Source organism: Roseibium limicola, from assembly GCF_017313085.1.
Classification (GTDB): domain Bacteria; phylum Pseudomonadota; class Alphaproteobacteria; order Rhizobiales; family Stappiaceae; genus Roseibium; species Roseibium limicola.
On the sequence record NZ_JAFLNF010000006.1, the window covers coordinates 135,691 to 156,472 of the forward strand.

At 57.7% G+C, this 20,782-nt stretch carries 18 protein-coding genes; all 18 read left to right on the top strand.

Annotated features, from left to right (window positions below):
- Positions 1 to 34: 34 nt before the first annotated feature.
- The gene (locus J0X15_RS14325) at positions 35 to 529 is read left to right on the top strand and encodes a Fur family transcriptional regulator (RefSeq protein WP_206942144.1); all 495 of its coding nucleotides are present in this window, start codon (positions 35 to 37) and stop codon (positions 527 to 529) included.
- Positions 516 to 1,391, top strand: a complete 876-nt coding sequence (locus J0X15_RS14330; protein WP_206942145.1) for a lysophospholipid acyltransferase family protein — start codon at positions 516 to 518, stop codon at positions 1,389 to 1,391. Before J0X15_RS14325 ends, J0X15_RS14330 begins: the two co-directional genes overlap by 14 nt.
- Positions 1,392 to 1,558: 167 nt before the next feature.
- Positions 1,559 to 3,025 (top strand): tRNA (N6-isopentenyl adenosine(37)-C2)-methylthiotransferase MiaB, encoded by a 1,467-nt coding sequence (miaB, locus tag J0X15_RS14335; protein WP_209015346.1) that lies wholly within the window; start codon positions 1,559 to 1,561, stop codon positions 3,023 to 3,025.
- A gap of 25 nt (positions 3,026 to 3,050) precedes the next feature.
- Positions 3,051 to 4,130: a PhoH family protein gene (locus J0X15_RS14340; protein ID WP_331461922.1), complete on the top strand. Its 1,080-nt coding sequence runs from the start codon at positions 3,051 to 3,053 to the stop codon at positions 4,128 to 4,130.
- A gap of 4 nt (positions 4,131 to 4,134) precedes the next feature.
- Positions 4,135 to 4,671 (top strand): rRNA maturation RNase YbeY, encoded by a 537-nt coding sequence (gene ybeY, locus J0X15_RS14345; protein WP_206942156.1) that lies wholly within the window; start codon positions 4,135 to 4,137, stop codon positions 4,669 to 4,671.
- A 174-nt stretch (positions 4,672 to 4,845) separates the two neighbouring features.
- On the top strand, positions 4,846 to 5,871 hold the full coding sequence (locus tag J0X15_RS14350; RefSeq protein WP_331461923.1) for a CBS domain-containing protein: 1,026 nt from the start codon (positions 4,846 to 4,848) through the stop codon (positions 5,869 to 5,871).
- Between the two features lie 132 nt (positions 5,872 to 6,003).
- Positions 6,004 to 7,617, top strand: a complete 1,614-nt coding sequence (lnt, locus tag J0X15_RS14355; protein ID WP_206942158.1) for an apolipoprotein N-acyltransferase — start codon at positions 6,004 to 6,006, stop codon at positions 7,615 to 7,617.
- Between the two features lie 185 nt (positions 7,618 to 7,802).
- Complete coding sequence (locus J0X15_RS14360; protein WP_206942160.1) at positions 7,803 to 8,207, top strand: helix-turn-helix domain-containing protein; 405 nt, start codon at positions 7,803 to 7,805, stop codon at positions 8,205 to 8,207.
- 120 nt (positions 8,208 to 8,327) lie between these two features.
- Complete coding sequence (gene metK / locus J0X15_RS14365; protein WP_206942162.1) at positions 8,328 to 9,500, top strand: methionine adenosyltransferase; 1,173 nt, start codon at positions 8,328 to 8,330, stop codon at positions 9,498 to 9,500.
- An 81-nt stretch (positions 9,501 to 9,581) separates the two neighbouring features.
- Positions 9,582 to 10,268, top strand: coding sequence for a tRNA (guanine(46)-N(7))-methyltransferase TrmB (gene trmB / locus J0X15_RS14370; protein ID WP_206942164.1), 687 nt, complete (start codon positions 9,582 to 9,584; stop codon positions 10,266 to 10,268).
- Between the two features lie 277 nt (positions 10,269 to 10,545).
- Positions 10,546 to 11,133 carry a ribosome maturation factor RimP gene (rimP, locus tag J0X15_RS14375; RefSeq protein ID WP_206942166.1) on the top strand — a complete coding sequence of 196 codons (588 nt, stop codon included), beginning with the start codon at positions 10,546 to 10,548 and terminating at the stop codon, positions 11,131 to 11,133.
- A gap of 71 nt (positions 11,134 to 11,204) precedes the next feature.
- Positions 11,205 to 12,869: a transcription termination factor NusA gene (nusA, locus tag J0X15_RS14380; protein ID WP_206942168.1), complete on the top strand. Its 1,665-nt coding sequence runs from the start codon at positions 11,205 to 11,207 to the stop codon at positions 12,867 to 12,869.
- Positions 12,870 to 12,928: 59 nt separating this feature from the next.
- Positions 12,929 to 13,582 carry an RNA-binding protein gene (locus J0X15_RS14385; protein WP_206942170.1) on the top strand — a complete coding sequence of 218 codons (654 nt, stop codon included), beginning with the start codon at positions 12,929 to 12,931 and terminating at the stop codon, positions 13,580 to 13,582.
- A 7-nt stretch (positions 13,583 to 13,589) separates the two neighbouring features.
- Positions 13,590 to 16,247 (top strand): translation initiation factor IF-2, encoded by a 2,658-nt coding sequence (infB, locus tag J0X15_RS14390; protein ID WP_206942172.1) that lies wholly within the window; start codon positions 13,590 to 13,592, stop codon positions 16,245 to 16,247.
- Positions 16,248 to 16,370: 123 nt separating this feature from the next.
- Entirely contained in the window at positions 16,371 to 16,790 is a 420-nt protein-coding gene (gene rbfA, locus J0X15_RS14395) for a 30S ribosome-binding factor RbfA (protein ID WP_206942174.1), read from the top strand.
- 57 nt (positions 16,791 to 16,847) lie between these two features.
- The gene (gene truB, locus J0X15_RS14400; RefSeq protein WP_206942176.1) at positions 16,848 to 17,792 is read left to right on the top strand and encodes a tRNA pseudouridine(55) synthase TruB; all 945 of its coding nucleotides are present in this window, start codon (positions 16,848 to 16,850) and stop codon (positions 17,790 to 17,792) included.
- Between the two features lie 224 nt (positions 17,793 to 18,016).
- Positions 18,017 to 18,286 (top strand): 30S ribosomal protein S15, encoded by a 270-nt coding sequence (gene rpsO / locus J0X15_RS14405; RefSeq protein WP_206942184.1) that lies wholly within the window; start codon positions 18,017 to 18,019, stop codon positions 18,284 to 18,286.
- Positions 18,287 to 18,540: 254 nt separating this feature from the next.
- On the top strand, positions 18,541 to 20,661 hold the full coding sequence (gene pnp, locus J0X15_RS14410; RefSeq protein ID WP_206942186.1) for a polyribonucleotide nucleotidyltransferase: 2,121 nt from the start codon (positions 18,541 to 18,543) through the stop codon (positions 20,659 to 20,661).
- Positions 20,662 to 20,782: the final 121 nt, after the last annotated feature.

Below are 20,782 nucleotides of genomic sequence, written 5' to 3' on the forward strand. Positions count from 1 at the left end.
CGTCGGAATGGATCGAAAAGGCTGGCGATTACTGATGACGGACGAACGGCAAACGGCGCTTGAAGAACTCTGCGCGGCGAAAGGTCTGCGCATGACCGAACAACGCCGGGTGATTGCAGCCGTTCTGGAAGAGGCATCCGAGGAACACCCGGATGTGGAGGAGCTGTACCGTCGTGCCGTGAAAGTCGATGCACGCATTTCAATCTCGACCGTGTATCGGACCGTCAAGCTGTTCGAAGATGCGGGGATGATCGCCCGCCATGATTTTCGTGATGGTCGCTCCCGCTACGAAACCGTGCCGGACGAGCATCATGATCATCTGATCGATTTGCGCAGCGGTCAGGTGATCGAGTTTCGCAGCGAGGAAATTGAAGCCCTTCAGGAAGCAATTGCTCGCACACTCGGATATCAGCTGGTCGACCATCGCCTTGAGCTTTACGCCGTTCCGCTGTCCGATAAGGACCAGAAACAGGCTACGCCGACCTATGCCGGAGATCGACCGCAGGGGTCAGATGATGACCCGACTTAAGGCGTTCTGGACGATTTTTCTATTGTCGCTGATTACCTTTGCGTTGATCCCGCCGCAGTGGCTGGCGATGAAATTCGGCTGGAAGGTCCAGCGCAAGCTTCCTTATCTCTGGCACCGTGCAGCAACCTCGTTGCTTGGCATCCGTATCAGTCAGCAGGGTAAACCGGAGATGCGCCGCCCTTTGCTGATTGTTGCCAATCACGCATCCTGGGTGGATATCACGGTCATTGGCTCCTTGAAGCCGCTCTCTTTCATTGCCAAGTCCGAAGTTGCCGGCTGGCCGGTTTTTGGACTGTTCGCCAGGTTGCAGAGAACGGTTTTCGTCAATCGCACCAAACGGTCCGAGACCGGACAAGTCGCAGGCGAGATTGCCAAACGCATGAGTCAGGGGGACGCCATGGTGCTCTTCGCTGAAGGCACCTCCAACGATGGGAACTCCGTGCTTCCGTTCCGCTCGGCCCTTTTGGGGGCTGCGACCCGCGCCGTCGGCGAGGGCGAGGAAGTTTGGGTTCAGCCGATGTCTGTCGCCTATCTGGCGTTGCATGGTGTCCCGATGGGACGTCAGCTCCGGCCGCATGTGGCATGGTATGGCGATATGGAAATGGCGGACCATCTCTGGGGCGTACTGACCCGTGGTCCCATGGATGTGCAGATTACCTGGGGGGAGCCGGTCCTGGTCAATGCCAAGACCGACAGAAAAGCCCTGACCCGCCAGATGGAAGACAGCGTTCGCAAAATGACGGGAATAGCGTTGCGCGGTGGTGAAGGGCAGCTTCTCGAAGAGGTCACTCCGGAGGTTGCTGAAGAAGCCGACGCAGCGTTCTTCTCAAGCACACAAAAAGCAGGTAAAGCTGGCGCCTGATCAGGCGAAGCGGCACTGTGCAATTGACGCGTTCCGCAATGCGATGTAGGGCCGGGCAAACTTGGCCGGCGATGGCGGCCCTGATTAGACAGACATGAAAAGGCTGCAGCCTGCCGAGGGCGCACCTTGAAGGATGCCGAAGACCACCAGCGGCAATGAGGACCGGAATGACGCAACACCAGGATATGGCAGTTGTTGGCGAGCCCGTCGAGGCAACCTTGGACAACACGACTTCCAAGACCGATACGAGCGCTTCCGCGGCCCTGCAGCCGAAGAAGGTGTTTATGCGCACCTATGGCTGTCAGATGAACGTCTACGACAGCGACCGGATGACCGATGTGCTGGGGCCGGAAGGCTTCACCACCACAGAGAACATGGAGGACGCCGATCTCGTCATCCTCAATACCTGTCACATCCGCGAAAAGGCTGCCGAAAAGGTTTATTCGGAGCTAGGCCGTATTCGTAAGGTCAAAGAAGAGCGTGCCCGCCAGGGCAAGGAAATGATGATCGGCGTGGCCGGTTGCGTTGCTCAGGCTGAAGGCGAGGAAATTTCACGCCGCGCCCCGATTGTCGATCTGGTGATTGGTCCACAAAGTTATCACCAGTTGCCGAAACTTTTGAAGACGGCGCGGGATGGCACCAAGGTTGTTGAAACCGAGTTCGACATCGATGCCAAGTTCAAGCATCTCTCCGAGCGGGCGGCCCGACCTCCTTTGAAGCGCGCGCCGTCGGCTTTCCTGACCGTTCAGGAAGGCTGCGACAAGTTCTGCACTTTTTGTGTGGTGCCATACACACGCGGAGCGGAAGTCTCGCGTTCTGTCGAACAGATCGTGACGGAGGCTGAACAGATGGCAGTTGCCGGTGTTCGCGAAATCACGCTTCTGGGCCAGAACGTCAACGGTTGGCATGGTGCCGGACCAGACGGCAATTCCTGGGGGCTGGGCAGACTGTTGTACCGGCTGTCGGAAATCGACGGGCTGGATCGTTTGCGTTACACCACAAGCCATCCCCGCGACATGGATGATGAACTGATCCAGGCGCACCGAGATCTCAAGACGTTGATGCCTTACCTGCATCTGCCGGTTCAGTCCGGGTCCGACAGCATTCTCGCGTCGATGAACCGTAAACATACACGGGACGAGTATTTTCGTCTGATCGACCGGATTCGCGAGGCCGCTCCCGATATTGCTCTGTCCTGTGATTTTATCGTTGGGTTTCCAGGCGAGACGGATCAGGATTTTCAGGACACCATGAATCTTATTCGTCGGGTGGAATTCGGTTCGGCTTTCTCGTTCAAATACAGCCAGCGCCCAGGCACTCCTGGAGCCTTGATGGACAATCAGGTTGATGAAGATATCAAAAGCGCTCGTCTGGCAGAGTTGCAGGAGCTGGTTGCTCAGCAGCAGACGGCCTTCAATGCCTCGCGCATCAACATGACCTTCGGCGTCCTTTTTGAACGCAAGGGTCGCATGCCAGGGCAGATCGTCGGTAAATCTCCTTGGCTGCAGCCAGTGCAGGTTGATGCTTCTGAAGATCTCATCGGAACGATACAACCGGTGGAAATCCTTGAGATCGGCAGAAATTCACTGTTCGGGCAATTGAAGCCGGGGCATCATGATGTGGTCGGGCAGTGACCCGGCGCCATATAGGAGGCGGCATTTGACGCGTGAAGCCCAGGCTGCGGCATCTGATCTGACGCACATTGTTTTGGCGTTTGAAGACAACAGGCTGATCGGCGATTTGTTTGGTCAATTCGACCAGAACCTCGCGCTTATCGAACAGAAATTGGGTATCGATGCGATTGCGCGTGGCAATCAGGTTACCCTCAAAGGCTCTCCTGCCGGGTGTTCCCAGGCGCGGACGGCTTTGGAAACGCTTTATCAAAGACTGCAACAAGGTCACGAAATCCATCCCGGTGATGTGGATGGAGCCTTGCGTCTGGCGGCTTCAGCGGAAGCTCAGTTGCCCTTGCCGACCCTGGAACCACGGTCGCGCCTTGCCTTTGCCAAAATCTCGACCCGACGCAAGACCATCGTGGCCCGCACGGCGACGCAGGATGCTTACATTCGGGCTATGGATCGCTCCGATCTGACCTTCGGAACAGGGCCGGCCGGAACGGGCAAGACTTATCTCGCGGTCGCCTATGCGGCCGCACTCATCGAGCGCGGCGATGCAAGCCGGCTGATCCTCTCGCGTCCGGCTGTCGAAGCGGGTGAGCGTCTTGGATTCCTGCCTGGGGACCTGAAGGAAAAGGTCGATCCTTACCTGCGTCCACTTTACGACGCACTTTATGAAATGATGCCGCCGGAAAAGGTGGACCGGGGGCTCACCTCCGGCATGATCGAAGTCGCGCCACTTGCCTTTATGCGTGGCCGAACCCTCTCTGATGCCGTCATCCTGCTGGATGAGGCCCAGAACACCACCTCCATGCAAATGAAGATGTTCCTGACCCGTCTGGGCGAGAACTCCAAGATGATCGTCACAGGCGATCCGAGCCAGGTCGACTTGCCGCTTGGGCAGATCTCTGGCCTACGGGAAGCTCTGGGGCTGCTCGACGGTGTGGAATCCGTCTCCACGGTGCGTTTCACCGAAACTGATGTGGTGCGCCACGAGTTGGTTGCAAGGATCGTGACGGCCTATGACAATGCTTCGCGCGAAGCCTCGCAAGCCCGCGAGCGGCGGTATGCCGAACGGTCGGAGAAGTCGCGCCGCCCGACGCTGGAAACGGAAGAAAGTTGATCGAATGACTTGGCGCGAGGCTGCTGGTGAGGTCAGCTTGCCGAAAGACTTTGCCATCGACATTACCATTGCGACCGAAGGTTGGCCTACGGAAGCTGATCTGCGGTCGCAATGTGTTTCCGCGCTGACAGCCGCATTTCGGCAGGCGGGACTGGAAGCTGTTCCTGGCTCGGAAGTCTCTCTGGTTTTCACCGATGACGAAGCGATCCGCGAGCTGAACCGGACGTGGAGGCAGAAGGACAAGCCGACAAATGTCTTGTCATTTCCCGGAAGCGACCCCGATGGAGAGCTGTATGGGCCGCTCCTCGGCGACATTGTTATCGCTTTGGAGACAGTAAAGCGCGAGTCCGTGGAGCTGGAGATTGACTTCCACGCGCATCTCACCCATCTGGTGATTCATGGAATTCTTCATCTTTTTGACTACGATCATCAGGATGACGAAGAAGCTGAAGTGATGGAAGAGCTGGAACGTTGCATTCTGGCCTCCCTGGATATTGCGGACCCCTATGCGGATAGGCCACTTGAGGCGGATGCCGACTAGGTCATTTGGCCGTCCGGGGCTGCACGATAAATCGAGAAAGTCTGTTTGTAGCGCATGATGATGATGGTTCCAGAGACCAGGCGGAACGAGGCAAGTGCCTCGCAGAGCGCGCCTGCAGAGAACGCGCCGGACGAAGAACCGCAGCCGAGTAGGCCGCGGGAGAAACGAGCCCTCATGGAGCGGTTCAAGAGTTTCCTGTTCCCGCGGCACGGCACGGCAACCCTGAGAGAAAATCTGCAGAACGAGCTGGCGCGCGACGGTGAAGGCGATACGGTCTTTTCCACGGAAGAGCGCATGCTGCTCGGCAACATCTTGCGCTTGCGCGAGCTGCGCGTTGATGACGTGATGATCCCGCGCGCCGACATTGAGTCAGTGGAAGCCGGCACGACACTCGGTCGCCTGATGGAGTTGTTTCAGGAGTCGGGGCATTCGCGAATGCCCGTCTACGTGGAGACTCTTGATGATCCGCGTGGCATGGTTCACATCAAGGACTTGATGGTTTTCATCGCTGAGAACGGTTCGAGGACGGGTCGCCCTGAAGCCGACGGCTCTACTGCTGTTCCCGACGATTCCGATCTGACGAAATCCGGTGGCAATTCCCAGGAGCTGGATCTCGGGGTTGTCGATCTTTCGATTTCCCTCAAGGACGTCGGGTTGATCCGTCAGTTGTTGTTCGTCCCACCTTCCATGCCTGCGACTGATCTGATGGCCAAAATGCAAGCCGACCGGATCCAGATGGCGTTGGTGATTGACGAATACGGCGGTACGGACGGTCTGATCTCGCTCGAAGATCTGGTCGAAACTGTTGTTGGCGACATCGAAGACGAACACGACGAAGACGAAGAGGCGATGCTGCAGCTTGTCTCTGACGGGATATGGACTGCGGATCCGCGTCTGCCTCTCGAAGAATTGACTGCAGGTCTCGGAGCAGATCTGTCGGGATCTGAAGCAAGCGAGGACGTGGATACGCTTGGCGGACTTTTGTATGTGTCTGTCGGTCGGGTACCGGTAAGAGGCGAGCTGCTTCTAGTGCCCGACGTTCCTGGTTTCGAATTTGAAGTCATGGATGCTGACCCACGTCGCATCAAGCGGCTGAGGATTCGTCGCAAGCGGCTGGATGCGCGCATTGCGGACCAGCGGCGGCGAGTGAAACGTCCCGAGAGCGCTCAGTCGACCGACGAAAGCCACGCAGAGCAGTAGGCGTTCAGGCCGGGCCTGCTGATCGGCACTGGCATGCAAGTGGACAAGGCTCGTGTTTTGCGAAAGCCTTGACCGCGCTCGGCTGTCGTTGGCACTGTTCGACGAGACCGATTCGCACGGGATTTCCGGTACATGGACACTGTGATTGCCGCCCTCAACGCGGTTCCGAACGCTTGCCTGCTGGCCTGGGGATGGCGACGGGGCCTGTATGCCTTGATTGTTGGCGCAATCGCTGCGCTGGCGCTTCCACCGGTGAATTTTATTCTCAGTTTGGCTTTCGCCTTGCCGTGTCTGGTCTGGTTGCTCGATGGAGCCGTCGGAAGCGGCGAGGCGAGTGCGCTCAGGCGACTGCGGCTGGGCTTCGGTCTGGGATGGCTTTTCGGGCTTGGTTATTTTCTCGCCGGACTGTGGTGGATTGGCGCGGCCTTCCTCGTGGACGGTGAGCGCTATGCGTGGCTTTTGCCGGTGGCCGTGCTGGCGATGCCGATGGGGTTGGCTCTTTTCCATGGTCTTGCCTGTGGCTGTGCGGCGCTGCTTTGGAGCAACGGCGCCCATCGAATTGCCGTTCTGGCCATTTTCCTATCCACTTCTGACTGGCTGAGGGGCCATGTGCTGACAGGGTTTCCTTGGAACACCTTCGGGGCGGCGGTGTCTGGCAGTCTGGAAATCTCGCAATTTGTCAGTGTCGCCGGCGCGGATGGTTTGGGGCTGCTAGTCTTGCTGATCGCTGCAGCACCTGCCGTACTGACGGAACCTGGACGACAGAAGTGGCGGATCGGTGCTGTAGCACTGGCGACGACCCTCGGTGTTGTGGGCTTCGGTGTCTGGCGACTTGAAGTCATGCCGGATCCGGGCCTCTCGGAGCTTGATATTCGTCTGGTTCAACCTGCCATTGCCCAGAGCGAGAAGTGGAAGCCCGAGAACCGGGACCGCATTTTCTCCGACTACCTGGATCTGAGCTCGCGCCCGCAAACCGAAGGTGGTCGGGTCGGGGCTCGCCGGCTGATTGTCTGGCCGGAAAGCGCCTTGCCGTTTCTGTTGACTCAGACCCCTTCGGCCTTGGTGGCAATTTCTGCGTTGCTCAATGATCAGCACCAGTTGGTCACGGGAGCCATCCGAGCGGAAGCGACTGAGGCGCAGACGCAGTATTACAACAGTCTTTTCCTCTTTGGTCCGGACGGCACCATCGTCGGCAGCTACGACAAGGTGCATCTTGTGCCCTTCGGAGAGTATTTGCCGCTGGCTGACTGGCTGGATGCGTTGGGTTTGAGCAAGCTGGTCGAGGGTCCAGGGGCGTTTTCATCAGGCTATGGCCGCCGCAGTCTGCAATTGCAAGGCGGCGAAACGTTCTTGCCCTTGATTTGCTACGAAGTGATCTTTTCCAATTACTCCAACGTACAATCCAGGCGCCCGGACTTTCTGCTGAACCTCACCAATGACGCCTGGTTCGGGCGCACGGCAGGACCCTTCCAGCATTTGGCGCAGGCGCGCATGCGGGCGATCGAGCAGGGATTGCCGCTGGTCAGAGCCGCCAACACCGGAGTGTCGGCTGTCTTTGATGCAAAAGGGCGGTATCTTGCAAGAGTAGAGCTTGAGGAAAAGGGTATAGAAGACGTTGCTCTCAGCCGAGCGTTGAGTTCGACAATTTTCTCCCGTATCGGTGGTTATGCTTACGCTCTAATGCTGTTTTTACTGTCAATATTTTCAGTGTACTGCCAATACAACCGCGGTTCGCGTTATAATTGATATTTCGCCTTGGGTTTGTTTGCTCTCTATGTTACAACCAGCGAAGTCGCTGAGGATAGCGTCTTAGAAGGAACGGCTCAGGGGATGGGGCTGCCCGAGCAGAGCCGGTTTGCAACCGGCTGGCTGGCCGTTCAAAAGGCCAACCCAAGCGCGAAAAGCGCAATAACGAAGAGAGTTCGCATCCTATGCCCAGTAAAAAGGCTCCCAATCCCATCGATATCCACGTCGGCAGCCGTGTACGGTTGCGTCGGATGATGCTTGGTATGTCCCAGGAGAAGCTGGGCGAAGGTCTTGGTATCACTTTTCAGCAAATTCAGAAGTACGAAAAAGGCACCAACCGTATTGGCGCCAGCCGTTTGCAGCACATTGCCACAATCTTGAAGGTGCCGGTTGCCTTCTTTTTTGAAGATGCTCCAGGCAGCCCGGACGCCGGTGAAGGTTTCAGTGAAATGCAGCCGACCTCCTACGTGGTGGACTTCCTGTCCTCTTCCGAAGGACTGTCGCTCAACAAGGCTTTTGTCCGTATTGAGGATCCAAAGGTCCGCCGTCGGGTGGTGGATCTCGTCCGCGCTCTGGCTGGTGACGACTGATAGGCTGTCCTGACGCACCTTAAATGGTTGACGTCTTCCGGTTCTTCTTAGATTGATGGGGTTGGAGCGGCGGCACATTCGCCGCTCCAGTCATATTCTTTCCCAGAAGGACGATAGCCAATGGCCCGTCAAGATTACCTGTTCACCTCCGAGTCCGTTTCCGAGGGGCATCCAGACAAGGTATGTGACCGCATCTCTGATGCCGTCGTCGATGCTTATCTTACCAAAATGCCGGAAGCCCGCGTTGCCTGCGAAACTCTGGCGACGACGAACCGCGTCGTGATCGCCGGCGAGACACGCGGGCCTGCAGAGATCACCAAGGATTACATCTCCCATATCGCCCGGATGGCGATCAAGGACATCGGCTATGAGCAGGACGGCTTCCATTGGGAAACCTGCGATATTGCTGTGCATCTGCATGCACAGTCAGCCCACATTGCGCAAGGCGTTGATGCTGGCGACAACAAGGATGAGGGCGCTGGCGATCAGGGTATCATGTTCGGCTATGCCTGCCGCGAAACCGCAGAGCTGATGCCAGCTCCGATTCTCTTTTCGCACAAGATCCTGAAGCGTCTGGCTGAAGTCCGGAAGTCGGGTGAAGTGCCGGTTCTCGGGCCGGATGCCAAGAGCCAGGTGACGGTGCGCTATGCTGGCGGCAAGCCGGTTGGTGTGACCTCTATCGTCCTGTCCACACAGCATATCGATGCCAGCCTGACCTCCCGCGATGTTCGCGCCATCGTTGAACCGTATATTCTGGAAAGCCTGCCGGAAGGCTGGATCACCAAGGAGACCGTCTGGCACGTCAATCCGACAGGAACCTTCGTTATCGGTGGTCCGGATGGCGATGCTGGTCTGACAGGACGTAAGATCATCGTTGATACTTACGGCGGTGCAGCCCCGCATGGCGGCGGTGCCTTCTCCGGAAAGGATCCGACCAAGGTCGATCGGTCGGCAGCCTATGCGGCGCGCTATCTGGCGAAGAATGTTGTTGCAGCCGAGCTTGCGGAGCGTTGCACGATCCAGCTGTCTTATGCCATCGGCGTGGCCGAGCCCCTATCGGTCTATGTCGACCTTCATGGCACAGGCGTCTGTGACGAAGCCAAGCTTGAAAAAGCGCTGCGGGATGTCATGTCTTTGAGCCCGCGCGGTATTCGCAGTCATCTTCAGCTGAACAATCCGATCTACGAACGCACCGCAGCCTATGGTCATTTCGGTCGTGAGCCGGAAGATGATGGTGGTTTCAGCTGGGAGAAGACAGATCTGGTTGACGCACTGCGGTCGATTGCGGGATAAGGCCCGCAAACCGGACACCAGATAAGAGAAAGTGGCGCCGGCCCCTGACCCCAGGAGAGCCGGCGCTGTTCATTGAAAACCATGACTGAACGTTACGAAGGTTCATTCTTCGGCCGCCGAAAAGGCAAGCCGCTCAGCCCGCGCCGCACGGATCTGATGGAGAACGTGCTGCCCGACTTCGCCCTTGATCTGGCGACAGCTCCGCCGGATGACCTGAAAGAGCTTTTTCCGGTTCCGGTTGGCGCTGTGTGTCTGGAGGTTGGTTTCGGCAGCGGCGGGCACCTGCTGCACCGGGCGCTCGAAAATCCGAAGATCGGGTTCATTGGCATTGAGCCCTTTGTTGGGAGCATGGCCAAGGTGATTTCCTCTGTCATTGATCAGGGAATACGCAACATTCGTCTGTATGATGATGATGCGGTGAAAGTGCTCGACTGGCTTCCGGAAAACTCGCTCGATCTGGCTTATCAACTGTACCCGGACCCGTGGCCGAAGAAGAAGCACTGGAAACGGCGGTTCATCAACGAGCAGAACCTGGATCGCTATGCGCGGGTGTTGAAAACCGGCAGTGAGTTTCGCTTCGCCAGCGACATTGACACCTATGTGGATTGGACCTTGCGTCATATCCGCTCGCATCCTGACTTTGAGTGGACCGCGGAAGTTGCCGATGACTGGAAACAGCCCTGGGCCAACTGGCCGGGCACACGGTACGAAGCCAAGGCCTTTCGCGAGAACCGGGTGCCTCGATATCTTACTTTCCTGCGGCGTTGAGCAGAGCGCAGTCGCCCTTCGCAGGATGTTGAGAAGCGGCTGAAAAGCCGGGCTTAGAAAGGCTGTTGATCGACTGGTTTTAGCAGCAATGGAGTCCGCATTCGGCTTTGCGCTTGCGTTCTTTGGGGGTTTGGCTGTATACAGCCCGTGTTTCATCTCATCGGCTGGTTGGCGGTTTGAGAGTGGGCCCCGAAGGGACCCGCTCTTTTTTGCTTCAACATACCGGTCGCGGAGAGAATGCGGACAGACGTCAGTGCTGTCAGTAAGGAGTTTTAGCGTGAGCCAATACGAAGCACGCATCGTCGTGGAGCAAGGGCTTGAGGCCCGTGTCGCAGCTATCGTCGAGCCGGTCATCGAGGACCTGGGTTGTCGTCTGGTGCGTATCAAGATCAGCGCGGCCAATGGGTGCACGCTGCAGATCATGGCTGAGCGGCCCGACGGCACAATGACAGTCGAAGATTGTGAAGCGGTCAGTCGTGGGGTTTCCCCGGCGCTGGACGTGGATGATCCGATCAACCGCGCTTATCATCTGGAAGTTTCATCGCCGGGCATCGATCGTCCGCTGGTGCGCGTCGGTGATTTCGAGCGCTGGGCCGGTCATGAGCTAAAAGCGGAAATGAGCGTCCCACAGAACGGACGCAAGCGTTTTCGTGGTATTCTGCTCGGCGTCAAGGGAGATGCGGCGATGCTGCGCCTGCCGGATGTCCGGGAAGGTGAAGAAGATACGGTTGCCCTGCCGATCGCCGATATTGGCGAAGCCAAGCTGGTGCTGACCGATGATCTGATTACCGCAGCTTTGCAGGCTGAGAAAGCCGCGCTTGAAGTGCGCGACCAATTGGATGACGGGGACGACAAGCCTAACTGAGGCAAGCTCGGCTAGGATGTGACAACGCGCAGGCAAACCGAACGAAAAGCCGCGCGAGAGGAGTGGATTGAATGGCTATCAGTGCGAACCGGCTGGAACTGCTTCAGATCGCTGACGCGGTTGCTCGGGAGAAGTCGATTGACCGCACCATCGTGATCGGTGCCATGGAAGATGCGATCCAGAAAGCGGCCCGGTCCCGTTACGGTACGGAGACTGAAGTCCGCGCTGAGATCAACGCGAAGACGGGCGAAATTCGTTTGCAGCGCCTTCTGCAGGTGGTCGAGCAGGTCGAGAACGTCTCCACTGAGATTGCCTTGCAAGATGCGCGGACCAGAAACCCGGAAGCAAACTTTGGCGATTTCATTGCCGAGCCGCTGCCGCCGCTGGATTTCGGTCGTATCGCTGCGCAGTCCGCCAAGCAGGTTATTGTGCAGAAGGTCCGCGAAGCTGAGCGCGACCATCAGTATGACGAATACAAGGATCGTGTCGGTGAAGTCATCAACGGCGTGGTCAAGCGTGCCGAGTATGGCAACGTCATTATCGATCTGGGACGTGGTGAGGGCATTGTCCGCCGCGACGAATTGATCCCTCGCGAAATTTTTCGTACCGGCGATCGAATTCGCGCCTATATATACGATGTGCGTCGCGAACAGCGTGGCCCGCAGATTTTCCTGTCGCGGACCCATCCGCAGTTCATGGCGAAGCTGTTTGCTCAGGAAGTACCGGAAATTTACGACGGTGTGATCGAACTTCGCGCAGTGGCCCGTGACCCGGGTTCGCGCGCCAAGATCGCCGTGATCTCCAAAGACAGCTCGATCGATCCGGTCGGCGCCTGTGTCGGTATGCGCGGTTCGCGTGTTCAGGCCGTCGTTGGTGAGTTGCAGGGCGAGAAGATCGACATCATTCCGTGGAATGAAGATCCCGCGACCTTCATCGTCAACGCACTTCAGCCGGCGGAAGTCGCCAAGGTCGTGCTTGATGAAGATGCTGAGCGGATTGAGGTTGTCGTTCCAGACGAACAGCTGTCGCTGGCCATCGGCCGTCGCGGTCAGAATGTGCGTTTGGCGTCTCAGCTGACTGGCTGGGCGATTGACATCATGACCGAACAGGAAGAAAGCGAGCGTCGCCAGAAGGAATTCCAGGAACGCTCCAACCTGTTCATGGATTCGCTGAATGTCGACGAGATGGTTGGTCAGCTACTTGCGACGGAAGGCTTCTCTTCGGTTGAGGAAGTGGCCTACGTCGATCGCGGCGAAATCTCGATGATTGAAGGTTTTGACGCCGATACGGCTGAAGAAATTCAAGCTCGGGCGCAAGACTTCCTTGAAGAAGAGGAAGCCAAGCTGGACGAAGAACGTCGGCAGTTGGGTGTCTCTGATGATCTAAAGGCCATTGACGGCCTGACCACTGGTATGCTTGTTGCCCTCGGCAAGGATGATGTGAAGTCGATGGAAGATCTGGCCGGCTGTGCTGCAGACGACCTCATCGGCTGGACCGAACGCAAGGACGGCGAAGTCAAGCGGTTCGACGGTGCGCTGTCTGGCTTCGACATTTCCCGCACTGATGCGGAGGCCATGGTTATGGCTGCCCGTGTAGCGGCAGGCTGGATAAGTGAAGCCGATTTGGCTGTTGCCGAAGAGGTCGATGCTGATGGCGACGTCGACGAAGAAGTTGAAGCCGAAGTTGCAGCAGAGCCGACGGAAGAAACCCCGTCCGGTGCAATTTTGAACGGCTGAAGAAATACAGCTACGCCATCTACAAGAATGGCGTAGCTCACTGGTTTGGAGGTCCGCTGGTGCCAAAGAAAAACGAGCCAACGGAGCGGCTCTGTGCCGTTTCCCGGAACGTTTATCCGGTGGACTGCCTGATCCGTTTTGTATTAGGTCCGGAAGACCAGGTGGTCCCGGATCTGAAACGAAATCTGCCGGGACGTGGTGTATGGCTTCTGGCCTCCCGTTCCGTGGTAGAAAGCGCTGTAAAGGATCGGCGCAAAGTATTTGGTCGGGGCTTCAAGGGTGAAGCTCAGGTTGAAGCCGGACTGGCTGATCAGGTTGACAACCTGCTGGAAACAGCAGCCCTGAACGCCCTGTCGATAGTTCGCAAGGCGGGAGAGCTTGTAACAGGCTTTACCAAGGTCGAAGCGGCTTTGAAACGGGAGCCGCTCGAGGGGCTGATCCACGCGGCGGATGCCGCTCCGGATGGCATTCGTAAGTTGTCGGCTGTGGCCGCGGCTCGAAATGAAACTGCAAACGAGCTTCAAACCGTTCGTTTGTTCGATTCGACTCAAATGGATTTGGCATTGGGTCGGTCAAATGTGATACATGCTGCACTGCTGGCGGGGCCGGCGAGCAGAAACTTCCTTTCGCGGGTGCGTGAACTGGAGATGTTTCGCTCCAACTCCGCCCTTGAAATGACAAGCAACGCAGACAGTGCAGTTGCGCAGGACTGAAGGCAATATGAGCGATACAAAAAATCCAGGCGACAAAACTATCAGTGTTGAGCGTAAGACGCTTGGCCTCAAGCGGGGTGGCGGTGGCGACCAGGGGACGGTGCGCCAATCCTTCTCGCATGGCCGGTCGAAGGCTGTCGTCGTGGAGAAAAAGAAGCGTCGTGTTGTGGTGCCCGGCCAAGAGTCGAAGCCAGAGCAGCAGCCGGCTCTTCAGACCCAGCGGCTTGACAAGCCGACCGAGGTTGCTCCGCGCAAGCCCCAGCCTGATCAGAACCGTCGTGGCGGCCCCCGCCAAAAGGGCGGCAATGTGCTGCGCACCCTGACCAAGGAAGAAGCAGCGGCCCGCGCGGCTGCGCTGAAGATGGCTCAGGTCCGTGAGGTCGAGGAACGCAAACAGCGTGAAATCGATGCCAAGCGTCGCGCCGAGGAAGATGCCAAGCGCGCAGCAGAAGAAGCTGAGCGCCTGCAGCGTGAAGAAGCCGAGCGTAAAATTCGCGAGGCTGAAGAGGCTAAGCTTGCGGCAGAAGAAGCTGCGAAGCCAAAACCGAAGCCGAAGCCACAGCCTGTTGCTTCCGTAGCTGATGTTCAGGCTGCGGCCGGGGCAGGTCAGGACGACAAGGGTGCTGCGTCACGCAAGTCGAACGCCGCCCGTGGCGGTAAGGATGCGGCTCCTGCAGGTGATGCGGAAGCCGATGACCGTAACAAGAGCCTTCGGGCGGTCAAGCGGCCTAAGGCAGCTCCGACCCCGGCACGTACACGTGGTGCGGATGACAACCGTCGTCGTTCCAAGCTGACGATCTCTGCTGCAACAGGCAGTGAAGATCCGCGGTCCCGTTCGCTGGCTTCCATGCGTCGTCGCCAGGAAAAGGCAAAACGCGGCCAGCAGCCGGTTGTTCGTGAAAAAGTCATTCGTGAAGTGATCCTTCCGGAAGCCATCACCATTCAGGAGCTCGGCAACCGTATGGCCGAGCGTGCTGTGGATGTGATCAAGCTTCTCATGAAGCAAGGTCAGATGCTGAAGATCAACGACGTGATCGATGCCGATACGGCTGAGCTGATCGCTGTTGAGATGGGTCATACCGTCAAGCGTGTTTCCGAGGCCGATGTTGAAGAGGGTCTCTTCTCCGCAAAGGATGAAGACACCGATCTGAGCCCGCGTCCTCCGGTCGTAACGATCATGGGTCACGTCGATCACGGTAAGACATCGCTTCTCGATGCGCTCCGTAATGCCAAGGTTGTCACCGGTGAAGCCGGCGGTATCACGCAGCATATCGGCGCCTATCAGATCGAGCACAACGACAACAAGATCACGTTCATCGATACTCCTGGCCATGCTGCATTCAGCAAGATGCGTGCCCGTGGTGCAAAATCGACGGATATCGTGGTTCTGGTTGTGGCTGCCGACGATGGTGTCATGCCGCAGACGAAAGAAGCCATTGCGCACGCCCAGGCGGCGGAAGTGCCGATTATCGTCGCCATCAACAAGATGGATAAGCAGGGCGCCGACCCAAGCCGGGTTCGCACCGAACTGCTGAACGACTCGATCGTCGTGGAAGCCATGGGCGGTGACGTCATTGATGTTGAAGTCTCTGCCAAGGCTGGTGAAGGCCTCGACAAGTTGCTGGAAATGATCCTGCTTCAGGCTGAGGTTCTCGAACTTCAAGCCAACCCGGAGCGGACCGCTGAAGGTATCGTTGTCGAAGCCCAGCTTGATCGCGGTCGTGGCCCAGTCGCCACCGTCCTGGTCCAGAAGGGTACGCTGAAGACTGGCGATATCCTGGTGGCCGGCGCCGAGTGGGGCCGTGTTCGTGCAATGCTCGATGAAGACGGCAAGCAGGTTAAGGAAGCCGGCCCGTCCAAGCCGGTCGAAGTTCTTGGCTTCCAGGGCACGCCTGAAGCCGGCGATATGGTCGCAGTGGTTGAGAACGAAGCGCGCGCTCGTGAGATCGTTGACTACCGTCAGCGTCAGATCCGCGAAAAGGCATCTGTCGTTGCATCCGGCGCTCGTGGCTCGCTCGAGCAGATGATGAACCGGTTGCAGGAAACGGGCCGCAAGGAATTCCCGATGGTCCTCAAGGCCGACGTTCAGGGGTCTGCGGAAGCAATTGTGCATGCCCTCAATGAGCTGGGCACGGACGAAGTCAGCGCCCGCATCCTGATGTCCGGCGTTGGTGGTATCACCGAGAGCGACATCACTCTGGCGGCGGCCTCCAAGGCTCCGATCATCGGTTTCAATGTGCGTGCCAACAAGCAGGCCCGTGAAGCTGCCCAGAGAGAAGGCATCGAACTGCGCTACTACAATGTCATCTACGATCTCGTGGATGACGTGAAGTCTGCAATGTCTGGTCTGCTTTCTCCGGAGCTGCGCGAAACATTCCTCGGCAACGCCGAGATCCGGGAGGTTTTCCATATCTCCAAGGTCGGCAAGGTCGCCGGGTGTCTCGTCACCGAAGGTGTTGTGGAACGTGGCGCAAATGTTCGCCTTATTCGCGACGACGTGGTTATCCACGAAGGCGAACTGGGCACGCTCAAGCGCTTCAAGGATGAAGTCAAATCCGTTAATTCCGGTCAGGAATGCGGCATGAACTTCACCAATTACCAGGACATGCGTGCTGGCGACATCATCGAGTGTTTCCGCGTCGAGAAGATCACGCGTACCCTCTAAGGGTAGCATTCGTTTAAGCAATACAGTCGCCGGCGCTGCTGACACCTAGCAGCGCCGGCGGTTTGCATTTGGCGCGCGGCAGAAACCGATCGAGGTTTCGCCCGCCGAGAAGGACAATCGAAAATGGCACGTACTTCAGGATCAGGCGCCAGAGCGCCAACGCAGCGCCAGCTCCGCGTCGGGGAACTGGTCCGCAAGGAATTGTCGGACATCTTGACCCGTGGCGAATTGGCCGACCCGGAATTGGGCGGCGTGATCGTCACGATCCCGGAAGTCCGGATGAGCTCCGATCTGAAACTGGCGACATGTTTCGTGATGCCGCTTGGCGGCGGCGAAGGCGAAAAGATCACCAAGGCGCTGAACCGCACGGCCAAGTTCGTGCGGGGCATGATCTCCCGCCGTCTGACCATGAAATACATGCCCGAATTGCGCTTTGTTCACGACACCCGCTTTGACGACGCCTCGCGCATCGATCAGCTGCTGGATGCCTCGGAAGTTGCACGCGATCTGGAGACGGAAGACGATCAGAAAACCGACGACTGAGCCTGGAACGACCTCGTCGTCGCAGTTTTGAGAACGCCTGATAAACGGATAAAAACCATGGCGCGTCAGCAGCAGAAAAAACGTCCCCGCAACACGATCAACGGGTGGTTGGTCCTCGACAAGCCTTACGGGCTGACGTCCAATGACGCCCTAAGTCGGGTCAAGCGTATCCTGTCTCCGGCAAAAGTCGGCCATGCCGGAACTTTGGACCCGCGCGCCTCCGGTTGCCTTCCGTTGGCATTTGGCGAAGCGACCAAGACCGTTTCGCTGATGATGGATGGTCGCAAGATCTACCGGTTCGAAGTGACCTGGGGTTTGGAAACCAATACAGACGATACCGAGGGCGAGGTGATCGCTACCTCAGACGTGCGTCCCGCAGCGTCGGATATCCAGGCGGTGCTGAGTGAATTCGTCGGCACCATCATGCAGATCCCACCGAAATTTTCGGCCATCAAGGTCGACGGCGAACGCGCTTACGACCTCGCGCGTGGCGGCGAAGAAGTCGAGTTGGAGGCCCGTCCGATTGATGTGCATCGGCTCGACCTCGTGGAGGCTTCCGATCCGGAAAAAGCAGTCTTTGAAGCAGAATGCGGCAAAGGCACTTATGTGCGCTCACTGGCGCGCGATCTTGGGCGTCGGCTTGGCACCTGCGGTCACGTGACTGAGCTGCGTCGCCTGCTCGTTGGTCCTTTCGGCGAAGAGGACATGGTAACGCTCGAAGAACTTCAGGAATCCGCGGATGCTCACGAAGAGGGGACCGGTGTTGAGGGCCTCGTCGAGGAGTTCATCCTTCCGGTCCGGGAAGCACTGGAAAGTCTCGTCGAGCTGCCGGTCAGCCAAGATGATGCCGGTAAAATTCGTCGTGGAATGGCAATTCTTCTGCTTGGGAGAGACGCTCCGCTGCAGGCGGATGAAGTCTTCGCCAGTTATGCTGGTGTCCCGGTTGCGATTGGCGCGATTGAAAAAGGCCGCTTCCAGCCAACCCGGGTGTTTAATCTCTAATAACCTGTGATGGACCGGCAAACCGGGCTGTCATTAAAAATGCTGGCTTTGGCTGGCGTTTTCCGTCATAACTCGCGCCCATTAGGTCGGGGACCCGGCCTGATCCCTTTTTGCTGAACCTTTGCTGGACGACATCTTGGTTCTGGTGACGAAAAAGGGGACCGGGCAACCGGTCATAAAAACAATAGACCTCAAAGGTCTCTATATCTCTGAAAGGATACACGATGTCGATTACTGCTGAGCGTAAAGCCGAGCTGATCAAGGAATACGCAATCAAGGAAGGCGACACCGGTTCTCCGGAAGTCCAGGTCGCAGTTCTGACAGAGCGGATCACCAACCTGACCGAGCACTTCAAGTCTCACGACAAGGACAACCATTCGCGTCGCGGTCTTCTGAAGATGGTCGCGCAGCGCCGCTCCCTTCTTGACTACGTCAAGGGCAAGAGCGAAGCGCGCTATCAGGACCTGATCAAGCGTTGCGGCATCCGTCGCTAAGACAAAATTCAAGTGAACGCGGTGGGTGGATTTGCCCGCCGCGTTTTACTATAGGAAGCATGTGACCTGTCATGGGGCAGGATTGCCGGCCACTTTCGCGCCTTTTCCGGCTGTTAGAAAGTCGCTCGTCGTCTTGCCCGTGGCTCGTCCGTCCGGCAACCGGCCCATACGGGGCCGACCGGAACTGATCTTGAGGTGCGCCGTACATATGCGTTCGTGCGTCGCGCCACGGGACCAAGCTGTAAGGACATATGATGTTTGATATCCATCGTGTAGAAGTTGAGTGGGGCGGTCGTCCTCTCGTCCTCGAAACGGGCAAGGTTGCCCGTCAGGCCGACGGTGCCGTTATGGCGACCTACGGCGAAACCAAAGTGCTTGCCACTGTGGTTTCTGCAAAGTCCCCGAAGCCGGGACAGGATTTCTTTCCGCTCACCGTGAACTACCAGGAAAAGGCCTTCGCCGCTGGTAAGATCCCGGGTGGCTACTTCAAGCGTGAAGGTCGCCCGAGTGAGCATGAAACCCTCACGTCTCGCCTGATTGACCGTCCGATCCGTCCGCTCTTTGCCGATGGCTACAAGAACGACACTCAGATCGTGATCACGGTTCTGTCCCACGACATGGAAAACGCACCGGACATTCTGGCAATGGTTGCAGCTTCTGCTGCCCTGACCATTTCGGGTGTTCCCTTCATGGGCCCGATTGGCGGCGCACGCGTCGGCATGATCGACGGTGAATACGTCCTGAACCCGCCAGTCGACGACATGGCTGAATCCGCGCTCGACCTGATCGTTGCCGGTACCAGTGATGCCGTCCTGATGGTTGAGTCCGAAGCCAAGGAACTCGACGAAGACACGATGCTCGGCGCTGTCATGTTTGGTCATGCCGGTTTCCAACCAGTGATTGACGCGATCATCAAGCTGGCCGAAACCGCAGCCAAAGAGCCGCGCGAATTTAGCATGCCTGATCACTCCGCTCTTTATGAGCAGGTCAAGGGTATCGCATCCGACGACCTCAAGGCGGCTTATGCAATCACTGCTAAGACTGAGCGCAAGGCAGCTGTTGATGCGGCCAAGGCGAAAGTTGTCGAAGCGCTGATCACCAACGGTGGTGAAGACGCTCCGGAAGCAACGGTTCTGGGCGGCGAGTTCAAGAAGCTCGAAGCTGAAATCGTTCGTGGCGGCATCCTGGACACCGGTTCGCGCATCGATGGGCGCGATCTGTCCACGGTTCGCGCAATCAACTCCGAAGTCGGCATTCTGTCCCGCGCACACGGCTCCTCGCTCTTCACTCGTGGTGAAACGCAGGCGCTTGCTGTTGCAACGCTGGGAACCGGCGAAGACGAGCAGTTCGTCGATGCACTGGAAGGCACCTACAAGGCGCATTTCATGCTGCATTACAACTTCCCTCCTTACTCAGTCGGTGAGACCGGCCGTATGGGCTCCCCGGGACGCCGCGAAATCGGCCACGGCAAGCTGGCATGGCGCGCTATTCGTCCGATGTTGCCGCCGCACCACGAGTTTCCTTACACGCTCCGCGTTGTTTCGGAAGTGACTGAATCCAATGGTTCGTCCTCCATGGCGACTGTGTGTGGTACATCTCTGTCCCTGATGGATGCTGGTGTACCGCTCAAGTCTCCGGTGGCCGGCATTGCCATGGGTCTGATCAAGGAAGGCGACCGTTTCGCAGTCCTATCCGACATTCTCGGCGATGAAGATCACCTGGGCGATATGGACTTCAAGGTTGCGGGTTCCGAAAACGGCATCACCGCGCTGCAGATGGACATCAAGATCCAGGGCATCACCGAGGAGATCATGAAGGTCGCTCTGGCACAGGCCAAGGACGGCCGTGTTCATATCCTCGGCGAGATGGCCAATGCCATCACCGAAGGCCGTGCCGAGCTGGGTGAACATGCTCCGCGCATCGAAGTGATGAAGATCCCGGTCGACAAGATCCGTGAAGTCATCGGTTCGGGCGGCAAGGTCATCCGCGAGATCGTCGAAAAGACAGGCGCCAAGGTCAACATCGAAGACGATGGCACCGTCAAGATTGCATCTTCCGACGGCAAGGCCATCAAGGCAGCCATCAACTGGATCAACTCCATTGCTGCTGAGCCAGAAGTTGGTGTGATCTACGAAGGTACAGTCGTGAAATGCGTCGATTTCGGTGCATTCGTGAACTTCTTCGGCGCCAAGGACGGCCTGGTCCACATTTCCCAGCTCGCTCCCAAGAAAGTTGCCAAGGTCACTGACGTGATCAAAGAAGGCGACAAGGTCTGGGTCAAGCTGATGGGCTTCGACGAGCGTGGCAAGGTTCGCCTGTCCATGAAGGTCGTTGATCAGGAAACTGGCAAGGAACTCGAGAAAGACGAAGCGTAATCGCTTTCTGAGGACCGAAATGAACATAAGGGCAGAGACACCAGTCTCTGCCCTTTTCTTTTGGGGGGAACCCGGTGTAAGCCCTTCAGACAAGGTGGCATGGGCGTTCGTGCCACGCGAG